Here is a 19,584-nt window from a genome sequence, read left to right as displayed (position 1 = left end):
CCGCGCTCCGAGGAGCACTCGTGCCGCCGCTCCGTCTTGTCCCCCTCAGCCTGGTCGACGCCTGCGCTTTCGTCGCCGACTGGCACCGCCACCACGGCCCACCAGTCGGGCACAAATTCTCCATGGGCGTAGCAGCCGACTCAGTCCTCGTAGGGGTCGCCATCATCGGCCGTCCCGTCGCCCGACACCTCGACACGGGCACCACACTCGAGGTCACACGGGTGGCCACGGACGGCACCCCCAACGCCGGCTCGATGCTCTACGCCGCCGCCTGGCGCGCATCCCGGGCGCTGGGCTACCGCCGGCTGATCACTTACACCCAGACCGGAGAGAGCGGGGCCAGCCTCCGCGCGGCCCGATGGCGGATCGTCGCCGAACGGCCACCCCGACCCGGCTGGACCACGCCGAGCAGGCCACGTCGACTCCGCGGCAACGAACACGTCCAGCGCTATCTGTGGGAGGCCGCGCCGTGACACCGCACCACCTGCACGCCACCGCCGCCGCCTGGTCCATCCACACCGGCAGACAGCGTCTAGACGTACTCGCCTCCGCCGAGGCCGAGCGGCGAGGCGACACCCTCACCGCCGCCGCCCCCATCCTGCGTAGCCCCATCCACGGCACCATCCACCCGATCGGCGGACACGCCGACCCTGTGGCCACGCTGACCACCGACCGGCCCCCACCGCGCACCCAAACGTGGGCGCAGCGGATCCAACGCCTCCACGGCCGACTGACCTGGCTCGCCGGCATGTACCGACTCCCGGCCGGGCGCGACCCGCTGGAACGCATCCTCACCGCCCTACCCGCCCTCACCCTGCCGCCCCGCGCCCTCACCCTCCTCGCCTCGCACCTCGCCGACGAGGACGAGTTGGTCCGCGGCTGGCTCAACCAGCCGCCCTACCGCACGCGGATACCCGGCGACTGCCCCGGATGCCGGCGCCGCAGCCTGGAGGCGACCACCGTCGGGCCCGCCGCCGCCCGCAGCGTCGTATGCTCCGCCGACTGCTGGCACACCCCCGGCTGCCGATGCCCCGGCGGCCTGGAGGGCGTGCGGCACATCTGGCCCCGAGACACCGCACTCGGCGTGGTCGGGCGCGAGGCTGGACGCGCGGCGTGATCCGTGACCCGCGCACCGGCCGCGAGTGGGGCACCGCCACCCAACTCGCCGCCGCCCTCGGCGACGACGTCACCCCCGCGATGGTCCGCCGCTGGCGTGACCGCGACGGACTCACCACCCGCGCCGGCTACTCACCCCTGGACGAGGCAGCGCGCATCGAGGCCGCCAAGCGCCTCTCACCACGCGGTCGGCCACGCCCGACTTGACCTTGCGATAGCGCGTCCGGCATGATTTGTTCATCAACTCCGCTAGGCGGAGTGTGCCCAAAGCCCGGTCGACCACTCAGTGGCGCCGGGCTTTCGCGTACCCAGGACCGGGACGCACGAGGGGAAGCGGGCAGGTCGCAGGCTGGGACGGCCTGCCCGCACACCACAAACCGGGGCGCTCACAACAGGGGGTGGGCTGTCAATGACACGGGGGCTCACCACCACCCAGCGGGGCTACGGCTGGGTGCACCAGCAGGCGCGCACGAAAGCCCTGGCGGAGCTGCGTGACGGTCAGTCCTGCGCACGATGCGGCCAACCAATGTGGCGGGCCGAGGCCGCGCTGTTGGACCTGGACCACGACGACGACCGGACCACCTACCGAGGGCTGGCCCACCGTGGATGCAACCGGTCCGCAGGGCAGGCCACCGCCCAGCAGCACATGCGCGCACGACGCCAACGCAACCCCGACAACGTGGTGGTCAACTCCCGTAGGTGGTGACCCAGGGTGCAGGCCGGGGGCGGGGTCGTCACGGACAGTTGCCTTTGCTGACCCAGCGCCTTTCGTCAGGCGTCTCTCCCCCCGCGCCATTGACCTGCACGGAACGTGATCGATAGGACGGCTGTGGCTACCTCGACGGAACGGTCCCGCCGGCTGCGTAAGCACAGGTCAGGTGATCATTCGCTGTGTCTGCCGGAGCGGGGTTGCAACGCAACTGGTGCGACGGCAACGCCGCACGCAACGCCTGTTGCGCAGGAGGGGCCGCGGGCGCCTCGTCTGCGGGCGCGTGGTCGGCGGATGTGGGATCAGCTTGTCGGCGACGGCGACCCGGTTGGGGTGGTGGTGCTGGTGGAGGAGATCTGCCGGTGCGCGGACCGGCTGGACCGGTTGGACGCGATCGTGAACGGCCGTGACCGGGCGTGGTTGACGTTGGAGGTCGACGACGTGGGTGAGGTGACCGTGGTTGTGGACAAGGTGCTTACCGAGGCCCGGCAGCAGCAGACCACGTTCAAGGCGTTGCTGGCGGAGCTGCGGGCGAGCCGGGCCGGTGGTGGCAAGCAGCTGGCTGGTGGGCGTCAGTCGAAGGCGAGCACGGGAGGCGACGGGGCTGGTGGAATCACGGACCTCACCGCTCGGATTGCTCGGCGCGCGCAGCCCGCGGGTTGACACTCAGCCTGAGTCGGTTGATTCGTTCGGGCCGGAGGCCATCGAGTTGATGCGGCGGGCCGGGATGCCGTTGGACGTCTGGCAGGAGGACTCGATTACGGCGATGCTGGCCGTGAAGGCGGACGGCAGGTGGGCGTGCTTCGAGTTCTGCGAATGGGTGTCTCGGCAGAACGGCAAGGGTTGCCTGCTGGAGGCGCGGGCGTTGACGGGGCTGCTGCTGATCGGTGAGCGGCTGATCATGTGGTCGGCGCACGAATACAAGACTGCTATGGAGTCGTTCCGTCGCGTGATCTGGCTGGTGGGTCAACTCGGCGTGAAGCTCAACGACAACCTGTACGACGTCGACGGCGTGCTCCTCAAGGTGATCAACACAAACGGTGAAGAGTCCATCGAGCGGTTGGACACAGGGGCACGGATCAAGTTCGTGGCCCGCTCGAAGGGATCCGGCCGGGGTTTCTCCGGCGACGTGAACTTAGTCGATGAGACGTTCGCGTACACGTTCGTGCAGCAGTCGGCGCTGATGCCGACGATGAGTGCTCGGCCGAACCCGCAGATCGTGTACACCAGCTCGCCCCCGTTGACCGGTGATACCGGCGAGGTGATGTACCAGTTGCGGCAGCGCGGAGACCCGTCGGTGCCACGCGGCGCGGATGATCCGCCCTGGCAGCAGGATCCGGGGCTGGGCTATCGAAACTGGGGGCTGGGCGGAAGCCTGGAGTTCCTCGAGGGCGTCGACCTGGACGACCTGGCGGCCTGGGCGGCGGCGAATCCGTCGCTGGGTATCCGGATCAGCGTTGAGCATGTGCGCCGGGAACGCCGCTCGATGCCGGCTGAGGACTTCGCTCGGGAACGGCTGGGGATATGGCCGCGGCGGGCCGGCGCGGAAAGCGGATGGCGGGTCATTTCCGAGGCCGCGTGGCTGGCGCGGCGCAACCCGGACTCGCAGCTCGACGGGCGGCCGGCGTTCGGCGTGTACGTGCCGCCGGACAGGTCCTACACCGCGATCGGCGCGGCCGGGACGTCGACTTTCGGGGGCCGGCACATCGAGGTGACCGGCCGTGATGGGGCGCTCGACTACCGCCCGGGTACCGGGTGGGTGGTGGCCCGGCTCCGAGAGTTGGAGCGGCATCGACCGTCCGTGGTGGTGATTGATGACAAGGCCCTCGCTGATGAGGCGGAGGCGGCTGGGCTGACCGTGCACCGCGCCACACCGGGTGATGTGGTCACCGGCTGCCAGTTGTTCTACGACGGGGTAGCCGGCCCGGACGTGCAGGCCCGCGACATCTGGCACATCGACCAAAAAGAGGCCGATGACGCCGTTGAGGGCGCGGTGAAGCGTGATGTGGGCGGTTCGTGGGCGTGGGCGCGGCGGGACCTGGCGGTGGATGTGACCCCGCTGGCCGCGGTCAGCCTGGCCCTGTTTGGGCATTGCACGCCGCGGGTGCACCGGCCGAGTCAAGACCTGATGTTCTTCTACGCCTGAAGGGCGGTGCACCGGTGGGCGCGTGGTCCCGGTTGTTGTCGTGGCTGCGGCCCGAGCAGGTGCAGCGCAGCACCAATCTGAGCCTTGACGAGTTTCAGCGGCTGCTGGCTGACGCGGCCGAGTTGGGTATCGCGCAGACCGCCTCGTCGTGGGGTAGGGAGGAGCATCTACCCAGCGAGTTCGAGTCGGTCGTGCAGCAGGCGTACAAGCGCTCGGGGGTGGTGTGGGCGTGCGAGTTGGCCCGCATGATGGTGTTCGGCCAGGCCCGTTTCTCGTATCAGCGGTTCCGGCGTGGCCGGCCCGACGAGTACTTCCGTACCGGGGAGTTGGCGAGGCTGGAGCGGCCGAGGCGGGGTGAGACGACCCGGCAGTTGCTGGTGCGGATGCTGCTGGACGCGGACCTGTCCGGTACGGGGATTGTGGCTCGGCGCCCGTCGGGGGATCTGCGGCGGGTGCGGCCGGACTGGTGCACGCTGGTGGTTGGGTCGCCGAATGATCCGATGATGGTCGGTGACGACCTGGACGCCGAGTTGGTCGGCGTGATGTATGAGCCGCCGAACGCCCGGCACGAGTTGCTGCTGGCTGAGGATGTCGCGTTGTTCACGCCGACGCCGGACCCGGTCGGCTGGTTTCGTGGTGTGCCGTGGTTGACGCCGATCCTGCGGGAGATGCAGTCGGATCTCGCCGCCACGGAGCACAAGTTGGCGTTCTTCCGTAACGGGGCGACGCCGAATCTGGTGATCTCGTTCGAGCCGACGATGACCACGGAGCAGGTGTTCGCGTTCAAGGAACGGCTGGAGGCCGAGCATCGAGGCTCCCGCAACGCGTACAAGACGCTGTACCTGTTGGGTGCGAAGGCCACCCCGGTCGGGGCGGATTTCCAGGCGATGGACTTCAAGCAGATTTCCGGGCTGTCGGAGACCCGTATTGCCGCCGCGGCGGGTGTGCACCCGGTGATCCTTGGGCTGTCTGAGGGTTTACAGGGGTCCAGCTTGAACGCGGGGAACTACGGGCAGGTGCGGCGGCGGTTCGCTGACATGACCATCGCTCCGTTGTGGGAAGAGGCAGCGAGCACGCTGGAGCACCTGGTTCCGCCGCCGGATGAGACGTCGCGGTTGTGGTACGACGCCCGGGACGTGCCGTTTCTGCGGGAGGACCGGGCGGACGTGGCGCAGATCCAGCAGGGGCAGGCCGCGGCGGTGCGGCAGCTCGTCGACGCCGGTTACACGCCCGACAGTGTGGTGGCGGCGATCGACGGTGAGGATCTGACGATGCTGGAGCACTCCGGGCTGTACAGCGTGCAGCTACAACCACCGGGGCCGGACCAACCGAGTACCGCGGTGCAGGCCACGCGGCCCGTCGCCCAGAAGCCGGAGGAGCCGGAGGAGCGGGCATGAACACCTACCTGCGCACGTGGGCGCTGGACGACATCAGCATCTCCCGGTCCGGTGACGGCCGGACGGTCGAGGCATACGCGGCGATCTTCGACAGCCCGTATGAGGTGCGAGACCAGTACGGCCACTATATGGAGGTCATCGACCGGGCAGCGTTCAATCGGACGCTGAACAACGGTGGGCCCCGGGCGGTCTGCCTGTTCAACCATGGGTTGACTGTGCTGGGCACGCCATCGGATGTGTACAGCGTGCCGATCGGCACCCCGCTGGAGATCCGGGCGGACGCGAAGGGCCTGTTCACCGTTACCCGATACAACGCCGGGGCGGACGCCGATCGCATTCTGGAGGCCATCCGTAACCGCGCCATCCGGGCCCAGTCGTTTCGGGGCCGTATCTACCGCAGCACCCCGGATCGGGTGCCGACGGTGCGGGCCGGCCAGCCCCTACCCACCGTGACCCGCCTTGAGTTGGGGTTGGCGGACTACGGACCCACTCCGGTCCCGGTCAACGCGGGCGCGGAGATCCTCGCCGTGCGGTCACTGACCGCACTGGCCACAGACCTGGCCGGGTTGTCCGCTGACGAACGCACGCAACTGGCCGAGATCATCGCGTCCACCACTTCCGAAGGGAACCCGGAGACGCCAACCGCCACCCCCGATGGTTCGGGGTCCGGCGCCGAGGACCCGCACCCGTCGGTGCACTCCGGTCGGCAGTCCGACATCACGCGGCGCATCCACGCCGCAAGGATCACGAGAGGTATGTGATGGACCGACTGACGCAGATCCAGCAGCGGCAGGCAGAGATTCAGGCCCGGCTCGCTGAGATCGAGGCCATGCCCGAGCCGGACGGCGACGACGCCGTGCGCTCCCAGGCCCTGGCCGAGCGCAACACCGAGGTTGACGGGCTGCTCGCCGAGTGGGACCAGCTGGCCGCCGAAGAGAAGCCGCTTGCCGCGCGGGCCGCCCGCATGGACGCGGTCCGGGCAGCAGCGCTCAACCAGGGCAACCGGGAAGGCATCGGACGAGGCGAGCCGCGTGGCCCACAGATCGTGCGCCGCTCCGACTCCCCGCGCGGTGACCGGTCCCTGGACGAGCTGTTCTGGGCTACCGATGAAGCCGTGACCGCGGGCAGTCTCGACAAGGCCGGCGTGTTCAGGGCCAACGCCTACGGCGCCCGTAACCCGGTCGAGCAGGTGATGATCCGGTCCGAGTCCGGCCTGGCCGCACAGGCGCCGCGGATCACCGAGTTCCGGCCCGAGCATCACGGCCTGCTGCGATCGTTTCAGGGCACCGTCGCCGACATGATCCTGTTCGGTCTGCTCGTCGACAAGCGGGCGAAAAGCTCCCGCGACGGGTTCGAGGTGGCACGGGCGCACAGGCTGTTCCGCGACCGCTGGGCCAGCCTGATGCGGGCGATGGACGTTGACACCGCCGCCGAGGGCGGCGTGTGGGTGCCGACCGGAATCGGCGCGAACCTGCACGAAAAGGTTCGCGCCTCGGGGAAAGTCGCCCCCCTGTTCTCCCGGATCGACCTGCCGACGAATCCGTGGAAGTGGCCGGTGGAAGGCGCCGACGCTACCGCCTACCGGGTCGCGGAGCCGGCCAGCGATACCGAGACCAAGATGGCCGCGTCGACGCCGGGCACGGTGACGCCGACGTTCGACGCGGAGATCTTCGGCGCGAGAGCGCTGTTCAGTCGGTCGCTGGAGGCCGACAGCGCGCTGGCGATCCTGCCGTATGCGCGCCGCAAGCTCGTGCAGGCATTCGTCGACGCCGAGGAAAAGGCCGTCCTGGACGGCGACTCGGACGGCACCCACCAGGACTCCGACGTGACCGGCACCGTAGATGCCCGCACCGCGTGGGACGGGCTACGCAAGCGGGGACTCGCCAACGCCGGTCAGGCCGCCACGGCGATCAGCTCGGCGAACATCGCCGCCGTGCGTAAAGACATGGGCAAGTGGGGTCTGAACCCGGCTGACCTGGCGATCATCGTTGGTGTCTCGAACTACCACACACTGCTACCCGACGCGAACCTGATCACCGTCGACAAGATGGGGGCGCAGGCCACCATCCTCAACGGCCAGATCGGCTCGGTGTGGGGTGTGCCGGTCATCGCCTCCGAGCATGTCCGCGAGGACCTCAACGCCGCCGGTGTCCATGACGGTGTGACCGCCACGAAAACCTACTTCCTGCTGGTCAACCGGATGGAGTGGGCGTTCGGTCAGCGGATGGCCCTGGACGTGGAGGTCGACGACTCGATCTACCGCGAGACGTTCCAGCGGGTCCTGGTCGGGTTCATGCGCGAGGACTTCCAAAACATCGGCGACGCGACATCGAACGACGACACCGCGATCGGCTACAACACCACCCCGTAACCGGCACAGACACCGACCCCCGACAACCCTCTCGTTCAGAGACGTCGGGGGTCGGTGCCTGACCAGCAGAGGAGCCATCCTGTGGGCCTTACCCCACCTGCGGCCGGACTCAAACGGCTGCGGCACAACGCGATCAGCCCGACACGCGTCGAAGTCACCGTTCCCGCCGGCGACGAACTCGAAGTATCCGACGCGGTTGCCGCGCAACTACGCGCAGCCGATCCCCACTTCCAGCCCGCCGACAAGCCAGCCGCGGACACGTCGACAGCCCCGGCGGACAAGCCTCGCGCCCGCAAGGCGCAGAAGTAGTGGCGAGCCTCGTTAACAGCTTCGAGGGCGGCCTCGACGGACTCGGCATCACCACCGGCAACTCCGGGGGCGGGTCCGGTGACGCGTGGACGCTGGCCGCCGACACCGCCGACGGCACGTGCACCTACTCGTCCACGGGTGCGGCGCACGGGTCGCTGTGCATGTCTGTCACCCTCGGCGCCACCACCGGCCCGCAGCGGCGCGGATGGGCGGTCAACGACGGCAACGCCACCAGCGTCCAGCACTTCCGCTTCTACCTCGACCCCGCGTCCATCAGCGGCGGCGCGGTGTCCGTGCTGCGGGGCATGAACGCCGGGTCGACCGGTCAGCGGTTCCGGGTGCAGGTCAGCGATTCCGGCGTCCTGACGCTACGCAACAACATCAGCTCGGTGGTATGGACGTCGACGGCCCTCTCCGCTGGCACACAGTGGCGGGTGGAGGTGTCGGCCGCGGGATCGACCTCAGGTGTCGGCCGGGTACGGGTCTACGCCGGTGACTCGACCAGCACCACCCAGGACTCGGGAGACCTGACCGCCCTGAACCTCGGCGGCCCGATCCGGGAGGTGTGGTTCGGCCAAACCTCCGCCACCGCGGGCGTGTCGGTGCGCCTGGACGACTGTGGCTGGTCAGACACGGCGCTACTCGGCCCGGCGTCCGACCCGGTGGCCGTCAATGCCACATCCGTGTCGGCGGCAGCGGCTACATACGGCTCCACTCCCACGGCCGCCGCTACCTACTCGTCGACACCGGAGGTGGCCGATGGCTGAGCTGTTCTACGCCAACACCGCCGAACTGGCCACGCTGACGAACACGTTTGCCGTGTCGGGGACGCCGACGGATCCGACCACGATCAGTCTGGTCATCACCGACCCGACGGGCACCGCCACCACCTACACCTACGCCGCCGCGCAGATCACCCGATCGGGCACCGGCGTATACACCAAGGACATCCCGTGCTCGGCGGCGGGTGTGTGGACGTACGTGTGGATCGGCACCGGCGCCGCGTCCGACGTGACCGCCGGCACCTGGACTGTCCAATCCACCTCCCTCAACAGGCTGTACTGCACACCGGAGGAGCTGAAGTCGCGGGTAGGGATCGCTGACAGCATCTCTGACCTGGAAATCCTCGGCGCCGTGATCACCGTGTCCCGATGGATCGAGGACCACTGCGAGCGGACGTTCCACCAGACGGCCGTCACCCGCACCTTCGATAGCTGCGACGCCTACCTCCTTGCCGTCGACGATCTCGTCTCGGTGACCAGCGTCGCTACCGACACCAGTCGAGACGGCACCTTTGCCACTACCTGGACCGCCACCGACTACCAGCTGCTGCCGCTCAACCCGGCGGCGGGTTCGGAGACACGGCCGTACACGTCACTGCGGTCAGTCGGTAACCACACGTTCCCGCTGCGATCCGGCACCGACCGGGAGGGACTGACACAGATCGTCGGCGTGTTCGGCTGGGCAGTAGTACCCGCCGCAGTCCGGCAAGCTGCCGCGATCTGGGCAACCGACCTGCTCAAGCTCAGCGGCATGGCGTTCGGGATCGCCGGCTACGGCGAGTACGGGCCCGTGCGGGCCCGCCCGAACCCGATCGTTGACGCGCTACTCGCCCCGTACCGGCGGCACCCGGTGAAGGTGGCCTGACCATGGCCACCACCATCGCGCAGATCATGACCGGACTCAAAGACCGACTGGGCAGCATCGCCGGGCTGCGCGCATTCGACTACGCCCCGGACAACCCGGTGCCGCCGTGCGCGTTCCCCCTCGTCCCGGCTATCCCCTCCTACCGGGAGGCGATGAAACGCGGCACCTACATCATCCCGTTCCGGATCGCGGTGTTGACCAGCGGTCAGCTTGACCGAACAGGGCAGAAAGCGCTCGCCGGGTACGCCGACGCGACCGGGCCGACATCGATCCGGGCCGCGCTGGAGGACACCGACCGGACGCTCGGTGCCCTCGTCAACGACCTGGTCGTGGACTCGTTCGAGCCGTCGGGCCTTGAAGACGTCGGCCTGGCCGGCTACCTCGGCGGCACCTTCAGCGTCCGTGTTATCGCCCAAGGAGGGTAGATGGAGATCAAAACGTGCACGCCGATCGCAGGCACGTGTCACCAGCCGGCGGTCGGCACCGGTAAACGCCCGGTGGAGCACTGCCGCCGCCACTACCTGGAGGCGATCAGCGCGGACATCGTGCGCGCCGAGGTGCTCGGCGCGGTGGGCATCACTGATGTGCGTACCGGCCGCAGTGTCGAGCGGGGCGGGATGGTCGAGTTGGATCCGGTGGAGACCAGCATCGCGCAGCTTGTCTACGCCGGACACATTCGGGTGCTCGACACCGACCCGAAGCCGGCCAAGAAGGGCTGAGCGTGACGACGTTCACGGCGAACAACATCACCACGTGGTTCGCCGGATACGACATGACCACCGACCTGTCCCAAACCACGATGCCCATCGAGTTCGAGGCGCGCGACGCGACGACGTACGGGCCGCCCGGTCAGCGCACCGCCCGGTCCCGTAACGCCGGCCTGGAGGATGTGTCGTCGCAGGTGGCGGGGTTCTGGCAGGCGGCCACCGCGTTGGACGAGACCGTGTTCACCGCGCTCGGCGGCGCGGTGCAGGTGATCACCCACTCGCACGACGGCGCGGAGGGCAGCCCGGCCTACTTCTACCAGGCGCGAACCTTCTCGTATCAGTTGTTCGGTGCGGTCGGTGAGATGGCGCCGTTCTCGTTGACGGCGCAGGGCAGCAAGGGTAACCAGGCGGTCGGCGCGGTCCGCGGCACCATCCTGAAGACCAAGAGCACCGTGGACGCGACGGGCCCGACGGGCACCGCCGTCGAGCTCGGCGCGGTACCGGCCGGGCAGTACCTGTACGCCGTGCTGCACGTCATGAACCCGGGCACCACCGTCACCGCGGTCCTGGAGTCCGACGCCGACAACACCTTCACCGCGGCGACGACACGGGCGACGTTCGGGCCGATCACAACGGTGGGCGGCACCTGGGCAACCCGGGTCGCCGGGCCGATCGGCGACACCTGGTATCGGCTGCGCATCACCGCGATCACCGGTACTGCAACCATCGCCTGCATCGCAGGCATCAAGTAGGAAGGGGGCGAAGTATGAGCACGTTTGCCCTGGTGGATGCCCGCGTCGAGGTCAACGCCGTGGACCTGTCGGCCTGGATCACGTCGGTGCAGCTACCGATCGAGTTCGAAGCGCTGGAGAACACGGCGATGGGTAACACCGCCCGGTCGCGGCTCGCCGGTCTCGAAGACTCCACCATCACGCTCAACTTCAACGACGACTTCGCCGCGTCGGCGGTGGACGCCACGATCTGGGCGGCGCGCCGCACTGTCGTGGTGATCCGGGTACGCCCAACGTCAGCGGCGATCAGCGCCACGAACCCCGAGTATGTCGGCGCGTACCTGGTGTCCCAGATCAACCCCTTCGGTGCCGGCGTCGGGGAGTTGGCGACGCGATCTGTGGCGTGGCCCCTGTCCGACCCGGACGGCGTCGCCCGCAACACCGCCTGAGGAGCCACGGTCATGCATGCTGAGATCGAACTCGGGCGGGCCGGCGGGCGCGTCATTCTCGACGGCACCGACGTGTCCGGGGCTGTACGGCGCCTTACTGTCCGGGCTGAGGCCGGGTGCCTACCGGACATCGAACTGGACCTGAGCATTGTCGACGCTACGCGTATCGACAGTGATCACGCGCAGATGTTGATTCCGCCGGCCACGCGGGACGCGTTGGTGACGCTTGGCTGGACCCCGCCGCTCGAGGCGTAGCGGTGGGTTTCATCGTCCAGGTCGAGGCCGGGCGGCGTGACCTGACGACTGTACGGCGCAACCTGCGCCAACTCGGCGACCGCGGCTTGTCCCGGCAACTATCCGCCGGCCTTCAGCGGGCGGCGAAACCCCTCAAGCCGCAGGTGCAGCGGTCAGCGGTGCGGCTGTTGCCGTCCGGGTACGGGCCGCTGCTGTCCAAGAGCCTGCGGGTTCGTATGCAGACCCGGGAGCGCCGTGGCCAGGCCAGCGTGCAGATCCGGGTGTTCGCTGACGGGCAGCGGGAGCGGCGGGACGTCCCGGCAGTCAACCGTGGCGTGTTGCGGCATCCAGTGTTCGGGCGCCGCCGCCGGGCGTGGGTGGCCCAACGGGTGCGACGCGGATTCGTGGACCGGCCCGCCGCCCAGCTCGCACCAGCGATAGCCCGGGAAATGCAGGCGGTCGTGGACCACATCGCCGACGTGATCACGAAAGGCTGACCGTGAGATTTCGCTTCACCTTCCACCCCGACGACCATGAACGGTACGGCGACGGAACGTGGACCCTCGACCCGGAGGCGCTACTGCGGCAGCCGGTCCGGGAGCTGATCGCCGTCGAGGCCGCAACCGGCATGGGCATCCCTGGCATGCTGCTCGTCCTCGACAGGCCGACCGACCCCCGGTACACCACGGCGCTCCTGGCGGCCACGTGGGTGGCCCGCCGTCTCGGCGGGGTCACCGAGGCGTACGAGTCGTATGAGCCGCTGGTGTACCTCATGCACCTCGAACGGCTGGAGGACGACGAGGTCCCCCCGGGTGGGGCCTCCTCGTCCTCGCCGCAGAGCGAGGGGGCCTAGCCGCCCTGCTCGACGAGGTCGGGCCGATCCTGTCCCGGCACTTCGTGGCGTGCACTCCTGCGGCGCAGCGCGAGATGACGCTGCGGGAGATCAACGCCCACCTCAGCGCCATCGCGCCTGAGCCCGCCGACGAACGGGCGGCGTTGATGGCCCAACACCCTGGTCTGCGAGGGAGGTCGTGATGGCTGACGTCCGCGACATCCTGATCAATCTGTTGGGGCGGGAAACCGTCTCCGGCGCGGCGAAAAGGGCCGCTGACGGCGTCGGCAAGCTCGGCGACGGAATGCAGGCCACCGCTCGTGACGCCGACCGCCTCGACCGGGAGATCGAGGCGGCCGAGGTCGCGCTGAAGGGCCTGGCCGCGCAGTTCGCCCGCACTGACGACGCCGCGGGGCGGATGGACATCAGCCGGACGATGCGTAAGCAGCAGACGGAGCTGCGTCGGCTGGTACGTAACCGCGACATCGTCAACGACGCCGTGCGGCAGGGCGAGGAGGCCGGCCGCGGGTTCGCGGTGTCGATGGTGGCCCGGATCGGCCCGATCCTGGCTCATGCGCCGCTGGGCCCGGCCGGAGCGGCGATCGGTGGGGTTCTCGCCGCGTCGATTGTGCCTGCCCTCGGTGCGGCTGTTGGTGGTGCGGTACTCGGCGGGACCGCGGGTGTGGGTGTGCTCGGCGGTCTGGTGCTCGCCGGCAAAGACTCTCGGGTGCAGGCGGCCGGGAAGGCACTCGGCCGGTCGGCGCTCGGTAGCCTGGAGAAATCGGCTGCCCGGTTCGTGAAGCCCGCGTTGCGGGGTATCGGAATCGTCTCCGACGCGTGGACCAGCATCACCGGGGACGTGGATGGGGCGTTTCAGGCAGCGTCACGCTACGTCGAGCCGCTCGCGCGTGGCGTGGCCGGTATGGCTCGCGAGTTGGGTCCGGCGCTGCGCGACGGTATCGAGGCTGCCGGGCCGGCTATCCGGGAGATATCCGACGGGCTACCCCGGCTGGGACGCGCCCTCGGTGACTTGTTCGACACCTTTGCCGACAACGCCGACGAGGGCGCGTCAGCGCTGCGGTTCCTCTTCCAGTTGATGGAGACTGGCATCCACACCGTGGGTGGTTTGGTTGACGTGCTGGGCTGGGTGTACCGGCGGACGCTGGACATCGGCGAGGCGAGCGCAGCGATGGCCGACACCCTGTGGGGGTGGCTGCCCGGCGCCGGCCCGAAGATCGATGAGGGCCGCAAGCGAATCACCGAACTCAAGGACGCTCTTGAGGACACCGGCGAGGCCGGGCAAGCCGGCGGTGAGCGGATCGCCGGTGGCCTGCGCAAGGTCGAGAACGCCGCCGGCGACGCTACCGCCGAGGTCAAGACGTTCGCGCAGGCCCTCGACGAGTCCCTGAACCGCGTGTACGCCTCCGAAGAGGCCAACATTCGTATGGCCTCAGCCCTGCGCCGCCTTACCGAGGCGGCCAAGGACGGCAAGGGCGCGGGTATCGACCCCCACACAGAGGCCGGGGAGCGAAACCGGCGGGCGTTGCTCGATGCTGCGCGGGCCGCGAATGACAACGCCGCGGCTATCCGGGAAACCACCGGCAACCACCAGCGGGCGGCGGATGTCGTTGAGCAGGCCCGCGCGGACTTCCTCCGCGCGGCCGACGCGATGGGCGTGGAGCGCCGCGAGGCGAACACCCTCGCCACACAGTTGTTCCGGATCCCCGACATCAACCGGACGGTGTCTGTCGACGCCGGAGGCGCCCGCACCGCGGTAGCCGCCTACAAACGGTGGCTGGCCAGCGTCAACCTGGACAAGACCTCGACGGTCAGGCAGCGGATCATCGCTGAGCGGCACACCGCCCGCGGCGGCGTCCGCGAGTTCTCGGCCGGCGGCTATGTGCGAGGTGCCGGCGCGAAGGGTGTCGACTCGGTGCCCGCTGTGCTGGCTCCAGGTGAGGGTGTGCTGACCTCGCAGGAGGTCGACAGTATTGGCGGTGCGGCCGGCCTGGAGCGGCTACGGGCGGCGATCCGCCGTGAGACCGGCGGCCGTGCGGCCCCATCGGCGCTGCCGGCGATGGCCGGTAGCCCCTCTGCCAGCGGGAGCTTCACGATTCGCGTCGAGGCCGGTGCAGGCGGTGGCTCGATGGAGCGGACTTTCACCGACATGTTCCTCGGCCTGATCCGGACCGGAGCGCTACGGCTTGTGGCTGATCAGGGCCGGATACGGCCGGCCTGACGGGGAGGAGTGCAGGTGGCGTTTCCCGCCGATCCACTGGATGTGACGGTGGAGCTTGATGTGGGTGGGTGGTTGGACATCACCAGTGATGTCCTGACCGGCCACGGTCCTGTCGTGATCAGCCGTGGGCGGATGTCGGAGGGCTCTGAGTCGGTGCCGACGTCGTTGTCACTGTCGATTCGTGACGTCAACGGCCGGTACAGCCCGCGGAACCCGACCGGCCCGTACTACGGGCTGTTAGGGCGCAACACCCAGGCCCGGGTACACCGCGGTAGGCCGCACCTGGGTGCCGCCGGCGGCACCTCGGTTTCTTCCACATCACACGATGCGCCAACGGTCACCGCTACTACGGACGGGCTGCTGATCTGCGCGTGGGTAGCCGGGGCGCCGATCGACTACACGCTGCCGGTGAGCATGACGGCGGGGCCAACGGAGACTGACGGCACCTATGCCACCATGGCCACCGCCTACGAGACTGTGTCTTCCGGGGCGACCGGCGCCCGCACCGCGACCGCCAGCGCGTCTCACAGTCACGTGGCGGCCTCAACGGTTGTGCACGGTGTGGCGATTGCGGTCGAGCAGACCCTGTCGGGCATCAGTGACACGCTGGCGAATGTCACCCTGACCACCGGGTCGGGGACGCAGGCCGGCTGGTGGCTGGTTGCCGTGCAGTGCTGGGCATCCGGCACGCAGATGCCGGATGCCCCGTACGGCGACGGTGGTGGCTGGATCCTCCTCGCCGACTCGCATGTCACCGCCAGCTCGTCTCTACAGGTCCGGATGTGGGCGCGGCGAGTGGCGACGGCCGGCGCGCAGACAGTGATCCTCGCCGGTACGGCCGCGGCCACGGCCGCCGACAACCACGCCGCTGTGTACGTACTCAGCGGGGTCGACGACTGGGACATTCGGGCCACGGTGGAGGTGCCAGCATGGCCGCCACGGTGGGACGTCACCGGCACCGATGTGTGGGTGTCGGTAAGCGGCGCGGGGATCTTGCGCCGCCTTGATCAGGGAGCCTCGCCGCTCACGTCGCCGATGCGGCGAGCAATCACCGGGACTGCTCCGGTCGCGTACTGGCCGATCGAGGACGGTGCGGGTTCTACCCAGGCCGCGTCCGGGCTAGTCGGCGGAACTCCGCTAACCGCTACCGGTGCGATCGCCTGGGCGTCTGTTGCGTCGCCCGGTTCGTCGCCCCTACCGGACTTCTCACGGGAAGCTAGCAGTCTCGCTGGCCCGATTACCGGTGTCGCGTCGGGCGACGATTGGGCTATCCGGTTTCTGGTGCAGCTCGGCAGCGGGGCGGGCTGGGACGTGCTGTCCATCGCTGTGGGCGGCGACAGCATCTACGACGAACTGCGGATAGACCTGTCGTCGTCGTCCGTGCTGGTGGCAGCGGTGGCCTACGGACATGACTCATCCAGCTTCACCTATATTCTTACCGATTTCACCGACTATGGCGATGGTGAGCCACACTGGCTGGAGGCGGGGGCGGCCGACGTCGGCGGCGGAACCGTCACCTACACGCTGCGGATTGACGGTGCCCTCCGGAGTTCAACCACCACGGCCGGAGCGCCGGGTGTGCCGCACCGTCTACACATCGGGCCGCGGGCGGATGGCACGGCCGCGCTGGGCCACATCGGTGTGTGGCGAGCCCCGACCACGGATACCTGGACGACCGTCGCTCCAGCCGTCACGGGACACATCGGCGAGACAGCCGGCCGGCGGATCGAGCGGCTGTGTCATGAGGAGGGCATCACCTGCCACATCGTGGGTGATCCTGACGACACCGTGACGATGGGCCCGCAACCCACGGGCACCCTGCTGACCCTGTTGCGCCAGTGTGAGGACGTCGACCAGGGCATCCTCTACGAGCCGCGCACAGTGCTGGGGCTGGCCTACCGAAGCGTGCGATCCCGGTACAACCAGCCGGGAGCCGTCGTCCTGACCTACGGCGCGGACGGTGAGGTCGCGCCGCCGCTGGAGCCCGTCGACGACGACCGGCACGTCCGCAACGACGTTACTGCCTCACGGTCCGGCGGGTCGGCGTACCGGTATGAGGTGACGTCGGGTCCGCTGTCCACAGCGGCGCCGCCGGATGGTGTCGGCCGATACGACCACCAAGTGACTGTCCACGTCCCGTCCGACTCCCAGCTACGTGACCAGGCGTCATGGCGCACGCACCTAGGCACGTGGGATGAGGCCCGGTATCCCACCATCCGCCTCGACCTGGCCGCGCTCGGCCATGCGGGCAAACCCGCGCTTATCCTCGCCGCCGCCGCAGTGGACGTAGGGGACCGCCTGACGATCGGATCTCCGCCTGTGTGGCTGCCACCGGACGGCATCGACCAGCACGCCGAGGGGTACACCGAGACCATCACCCAGCACGCCTGGGATCTGCGACTGGTGTGTGTGCCCGCAGGCCCATACACGGTGGCCGTGGCCGACGGCCCGCAACGTGTACCGGCGGACGGCTCCACCATCGCGGCCGTGTCCGAGTCAGCGCTGACCATGACGATGACCTCGACCGCCGAAAACGGCGGTTGGACCACGGATCCCGCGGATTTCCCCGTGGATCTACAGGTCGGCGGGGAGCGCGTGACCGCTACCGGGATCACCGGCACCGGGCTCACACAAACAGTGACCCTGGCCACGCGCAGCGTCAACGGAGTCCAACGGGCCTGGCCGGATGGGACCTCGGTGCAGGTCTGGACACCGGCCATCACACCGCTCTAACGGGAGGGGAGAAATGCCTGAGCTCATTACGTCCGGCCAACCACTGACGCCTGCCCGACTAAACGGCAGATATTACGAGGAGGTCACCACGGGTTTTACGGTCGCCGACAATTTAACGCTACTGAATTTCCAGCTCCGTCGTACGGCCGGAGTCTGCGTACTCGTCGTGCATTTAGCATTCGATACGGGGAGTAACCTGAGCTCGAATGGGAATTTGCCGGACCGCGAGCTTGGGACGCTGCCCTCATGGTGGGGGCCGACGGGGTCATCAACCATGTGGTCCGGCGATAACGGCTACTTTTCCGTAACGGGCATCATCCACGCCTCGAATGGAATTGTGGAAGCGCGTGCCGCCGGCGGCGATATTGCGGCGGGCACAAATCTGCGCCTGACCGCAACCTATATCAACTGAAGGTGAGTAATGACTGTAATTCCACACCCGGTCCCGGATGAGGAACCGGAGCAGCACATCGGGGAGCCGACCCCGGATCCATGGCTCGACCCTGAGCAGACCGACTGGCCAATCATGGAGGTGAACACCGATGGCATGGACAGTAGTACCGAATCTGGATGAGGCCCGAGACCAGCTCAACCAGCGGTTCCCCAAGCGAGACACCAGATCGGACGGCTCGATCGGCGACACCGCCCACCAGCGCTACCCGTCGAGCCACAACCCGGACCGGACCGGTCGGGCGGAATATCGCGATGGCGACCAGCTCGACGAGGTACGGGCCCGAGACTTCGACGCCGACCTGCACGACCCGCGCGGGGTCACGATGGAACAGGTCGTGCAGCTGTGGGTGACACTCGCCCGATCGGGTGCACTGTGGTGGGTGCGGTACATCATTTACCAGGGCCGGATCTGGCACCGTCGGCACCAGTTCGCCACCCACGCGTACACCGGGTCGAACCGGCACACGAGCCACTGCCACGTGAACTCAGACTTCACCCAGGCCGCGGACACGGTGCGGGGCACAAACTGGCGGCTCGACCAGCTCGGCGTACCGGCTCCGGCACCGGTGCGGCCGGCTCCGGGACCACCGGTGGCGTTCCCTCTGCCGGGCGGCTACTACTTCGGCCCACGCTCCGGTGGTGACAGGTCGGTTTCGGGCTACTACCGCCGCCGATTCGTGGGCAAATCCGACCGGCAGTGGCTCGCGATGTGGACCAAACAGCTCACCCGTCGGGGCTGGCCCGCCGGCAAGGGCAAGCGGTACCTGCGCAAGACCGGCGCCGATGGCCTGTACGGGCCGGAGTACCGAGAGCTGATCAAGGCATTCCAGGCGGACCAGGGCCTCACCCGCGATGGGCTGCTGGGCCGCAAGACGTGGGATGCCGCATACCGCAACCCGATCATCTAGCCGCACGTCAGGAGTCCGCGGTGGAGACACTGCTCTACATCTCGGCGGTGATCGCCGCCGTCGGCGCCGCCGCCGAGGTACTCCGCCGCGCCGGCCGCGGCACGCTGACCACCAGCCGCAAACTGGCCAGGCTCGCCGATGACCTGCTCGGCGAGCCACCCCGGCCCGGCCTCCCCGACGGGCGCCCCGGGTTGATGGCCCGGGTCGGCCGAATCGAATGCCGCCTTGACGCCCTGGAGGAACTGCGCCCCAACGGAGGTCAGTCACTCAAGGACCAGGTCGGCCGGATCGCCGAGCAGGTCGGCGCCGACACCACCCCCGAGAGGAAACCCCAATGACTCACGACTACCTGATCTCGCTGATCCGTACCGCTGTCCCCGCCGCCGTCGGCGCCGCCCTCGCGTGGCTCGCCTCGACGGCGGGCATCGTGCTCGACGCCGACTCGGGCACCGCCCTCACGGCCGGTGTGGTCGCGCTGGCGATGGCCGGGTACTACGCCCTCATCAGGATCGCAGAGGCGCGCTGGCCGTGGCTGGGGGTGCTGCTCGGCACGCCGGCCGCGCCCACGTACGAGGCGCCGGCCGCCCGAAGGCAGTAGTCCAG

General features: G+C 68.8%; 26 protein-coding genes. All 26 read left to right on the top strand.

Translation table 11 applies throughout. The features are described from left to right. Positions 1-20 precede the first annotated feature (20 nt). The 26 genes from B118_RS0114310 to B118_RS0114185 all read left to right on the top strand — a co-directional run bounded on the left by B118_RS0114310 (position 21) and on the right by B118_RS0114185 (position 19,579). Positions 21-473, top strand: a complete 453-nt coding sequence (locus B118_RS0114310) for an XF1762 family protein (RefSeq protein WP_028192949.1) — start codon at positions 21-23, stop codon at positions 471-473. Beyond that, positions 470-1,117, top strand: coding sequence for a hypothetical protein (locus B118_RS0114305; protein WP_028192948.1), 648 nt, complete (start codon positions 470-472; stop codon positions 1,115-1,117). Before B118_RS0114310 ends, B118_RS0114305 begins: the two co-directional genes overlap by 4 nt. Then, entirely contained in the window at positions 1,114-1,323 is a 210-nt protein-coding gene (locus tag B118_RS0114300) for a hypothetical protein (protein WP_028192947.1), read from the top strand. Before B118_RS0114305 ends, B118_RS0114300 begins: the two co-directional genes overlap by 4 nt. Before the next feature lie 202 nt (positions 1,324-1,525). Continuing rightward, a complete protein-coding gene (locus tag B118_RS28330) occupies positions 1,526-1,822 on the top strand; it encodes an endonuclease domain-containing protein (RefSeq protein WP_050592809.1) in 297 nt (98 codons plus the stop codon). A gap of 297 nt (positions 1,823-2,119) precedes the next feature. Continuing rightward, positions 2,120-2,488, top strand: coding sequence for a hypothetical protein (locus tag B118_RS0114290; RefSeq protein WP_028192946.1), 369 nt, complete (start codon positions 2,120-2,122; stop codon positions 2,486-2,488). Next, positions 2,433-3,971, top strand: coding sequence for a hypothetical protein (locus B118_RS0114285; protein ID WP_238323922.1), 1,539 nt, complete (start codon positions 2,433-2,435; stop codon positions 3,969-3,971). Before B118_RS0114290 ends, B118_RS0114285 begins: the two co-directional genes overlap by 56 nt. 14 nt (positions 3,972-3,985) lie before the next feature. Beyond that, positions 3,986-5,368, top strand: coding sequence for a phage portal protein (locus B118_RS28325; RefSeq protein WP_050592808.1), 1,383 nt, complete (start codon positions 3,986-3,988; stop codon positions 5,366-5,368). Beyond that, positions 5,365-6,129, top strand: coding sequence for an HK97 family phage prohead protease (locus tag B118_RS0114275; protein ID WP_028192944.1), 765 nt, complete (start codon positions 5,365-5,367; stop codon positions 6,127-6,129). The genes B118_RS28325 and B118_RS0114275 overlap by 4 nt, the downstream gene beginning before the upstream one ends. After that, positions 6,129-7,739 carry a phage major capsid protein gene (locus tag B118_RS28320; protein ID WP_043541364.1) on the top strand — a complete coding sequence of 537 codons (1,611 nt, stop codon included), beginning with the start codon at positions 6,129-6,131 and terminating at the stop codon, positions 7,737-7,739. The genes B118_RS0114275 and B118_RS28320 overlap by 1 nt, the downstream gene beginning before the upstream one ends. A gap of 81 nt (positions 7,740-7,820) precedes the next feature. Next, positions 7,821-8,048 carry a hypothetical protein gene (locus B118_RS0114265; RefSeq protein ID WP_028192943.1) on the top strand — a complete coding sequence of 76 codons (228 nt, stop codon included), beginning with the start codon at positions 7,821-7,823 and terminating at the stop codon, positions 8,046-8,048. Beyond that, positions 8,048-8,815: a hypothetical protein gene (locus B118_RS0114260; RefSeq protein WP_028192942.1), complete on the top strand. Its 768-nt coding sequence runs from the start codon at positions 8,048-8,050 to the stop codon at positions 8,813-8,815. The genes B118_RS0114265 and B118_RS0114260 overlap by 1 nt, the downstream gene beginning before the upstream one ends. Next, positions 8,808-9,695, top strand: a complete 888-nt coding sequence (locus B118_RS0114255) for a hypothetical protein (RefSeq protein WP_028192941.1) — start codon at positions 8,808-8,810, stop codon at positions 9,693-9,695. Before B118_RS0114260 ends, B118_RS0114255 begins: the two co-directional genes overlap by 8 nt. Positions 9,696-9,697: 2 nt before the next feature. Next, positions 9,698-10,120, top strand: coding sequence for a hypothetical protein (locus B118_RS0114250; protein ID WP_238323921.1), 423 nt, complete (start codon positions 9,698-9,700; stop codon positions 10,118-10,120). Next, on the top strand, positions 10,121-10,414 hold the full coding sequence (locus B118_RS0114245) for a hypothetical protein (protein ID WP_020609473.1): 294 nt from the start codon (positions 10,121-10,123) through the stop codon (positions 10,412-10,414). It abuts the gene before it with no gap. Positions 10,415-10,416: 2 nt separating this feature from the next. Further along, the gene (locus B118_RS0114240; protein WP_028192939.1) at positions 10,417-11,154 is read left to right on the top strand and encodes a hypothetical protein; all 738 of its coding nucleotides are present in this window, start codon (positions 10,417-10,419) and stop codon (positions 11,152-11,154) included. A gap of 14 nt (positions 11,155-11,168) precedes the next feature. Further along, entirely contained in the window at positions 11,169-11,582 is a 414-nt protein-coding gene (locus B118_RS0114235; protein WP_028192938.1) for a hypothetical protein, read from the top strand. A gap of 12 nt (positions 11,583-11,594) precedes the next feature. After that, positions 11,595-11,837, top strand: a complete 243-nt coding sequence (locus B118_RS0114230) for a hypothetical protein (protein ID WP_028192937.1) — start codon at positions 11,595-11,597, stop codon at positions 11,835-11,837. A 2-nt stretch (positions 11,838-11,839) separates the two neighbouring features. Beyond that, positions 11,840-12,313, top strand: a complete 474-nt coding sequence (locus tag B118_RS0114225) for a hypothetical protein (RefSeq protein WP_028192936.1) — start codon at positions 11,840-11,842, stop codon at positions 12,311-12,313. Between the two features lie 2 nt (positions 12,314-12,315). Continuing rightward, a complete protein-coding gene (locus B118_RS0114220) occupies positions 12,316-12,669 on the top strand; it encodes a hypothetical protein (RefSeq protein ID WP_028192935.1) in 354 nt (117 codons plus the stop codon). Positions 12,670-12,713: 44 nt separating this feature from the next. Beyond that, a complete protein-coding gene (locus B118_RS32395) occupies positions 12,714-12,851 on the top strand; it encodes a hypothetical protein (protein ID WP_202902335.1) in 138 nt (45 codons plus the stop codon). Then, positions 12,851-14,887, top strand: coding sequence for a hypothetical protein (locus tag B118_RS0114210; protein WP_028192934.1), 2,037 nt, complete (start codon positions 12,851-12,853; stop codon positions 14,885-14,887). Before B118_RS32395 ends, B118_RS0114210 begins: the two co-directional genes overlap by 1 nt. 15 nt (positions 14,888-14,902) lie before the next feature. Next, positions 14,903-17,620: a hypothetical protein gene (locus B118_RS0114205; protein ID WP_028192933.1), complete on the top strand. Its 2,718-nt coding sequence runs from the start codon at positions 14,903-14,905 to the stop codon at positions 17,618-17,620. 13 nt (positions 17,621-17,633) lie between these two features. Next, positions 17,634-18,032, top strand: coding sequence for a hypothetical protein (locus tag B118_RS31735; RefSeq protein ID WP_155256552.1), 399 nt, complete (start codon positions 17,634-17,636; stop codon positions 18,030-18,032). 130 nt (positions 18,033-18,162) lie between these two features. Next, positions 18,163-18,981 (top strand): peptidoglycan-binding domain-containing protein, encoded by an 819-nt coding sequence (locus tag B118_RS0114195; protein WP_028192932.1) that lies wholly within the window; start codon positions 18,163-18,165, stop codon positions 18,979-18,981. 20 nt (positions 18,982-19,001) lie between these two features. After that, on the top strand, positions 19,002-19,319 hold the full coding sequence (locus tag B118_RS0114190; protein ID WP_028192931.1) for a hypothetical protein: 318 nt from the start codon (positions 19,002-19,004) through the stop codon (positions 19,317-19,319). Then, positions 19,316-19,579, top strand: coding sequence for a hypothetical protein (locus tag B118_RS0114185; protein WP_028192930.1), 264 nt, complete (start codon positions 19,316-19,318; stop codon positions 19,577-19,579). The genes B118_RS0114190 and B118_RS0114185 overlap by 4 nt, the downstream gene beginning before the upstream one ends. Positions 19,580-19,584 lie beyond the last annotated feature (5 nt).

This window comes from Salinispora pacifica CNR114 (assembly GCF_000514775.1).
GTDB classification, from domain to species: domain Bacteria; phylum Actinomycetota; class Actinomycetes; order Mycobacteriales; family Micromonosporaceae; genus Micromonospora; species Micromonospora pacifica.
This window is presented reverse-complemented; position numbering and strand designations above follow the sequence as displayed.

Excerpts from the sequence above, each read along its gene's own strand:
- B118_RS28330 (WP_050592809.1), top strand. The coding sequence starts at position 1,526 with ATGACACGGGGGCTCACCACCACCCAGCGGGGCTACGGCTGGGTGCAC.
- B118_RS0114290 (WP_028192946.1), top strand. The coding sequence starts at position 2,120 with ATGTGGGATCAGCTTGTCGGCGACGGCGACCCGGTTGGGGTGGTGGTG.
- B118_RS0114275 (WP_028192944.1), top strand. The coding sequence starts at position 5,365 with ATGAACACCTACCTGCGCACGTGGGCGCTGGACGACATCAGCATCTCC.
- B118_RS28320 (WP_043541364.1), top strand. The coding sequence starts at position 6,129 with ATGGACCGACTGACGCAGATCCAGCAGCGGCAGGCAGAGATTCAGGCC.
- B118_RS0114255 (WP_028192941.1), top strand. The coding sequence starts at position 8,808 with ATGGCTGAGCTGTTCTACGCCAACACCGCCGAACTGGCCACGCTGACG.
- B118_RS0114250 (WP_238323921.1), top strand. The coding sequence starts at position 9,698 with ATGGCCACCACCATCGCGCAGATCATGACCGGACTCAAAGACCGACTG.
- B118_RS0114245 (WP_020609473.1), top strand. The coding sequence starts at position 10,121 with ATGGAGATCAAAACGTGCACGCCGATCGCAGGCACGTGTCACCAGCCG.
- B118_RS0114235 (WP_028192938.1), top strand. The coding sequence starts at position 11,169 with ATGAGCACGTTTGCCCTGGTGGATGCCCGCGTCGAGGTCAACGCCGTG.
- B118_RS0114230 (WP_028192937.1), top strand. The coding sequence starts at position 11,595 with ATGCATGCTGAGATCGAACTCGGGCGGGCCGGCGGGCGCGTCATTCTC.
- B118_RS0114210 (WP_028192934.1), top strand. The coding sequence starts at position 12,851 with ATGGCTGACGTCCGCGACATCCTGATCAATCTGTTGGGGCGGGAAACC.
- B118_RS31735 (WP_155256552.1), top strand. The coding sequence starts at position 17,634 with ATGCCTGAGCTCATTACGTCCGGCCAACCACTGACGCCTGCCCGACTA.
- B118_RS0114195 (WP_028192932.1), top strand. The coding sequence starts at position 18,163 with ATGGCATGGACAGTAGTACCGAATCTGGATGAGGCCCGAGACCAGCTC.
- B118_RS0114185 (WP_028192930.1), top strand. The coding sequence starts at position 19,316 with ATGACTCACGACTACCTGATCTCGCTGATCCGTACCGCTGTCCCCGCC.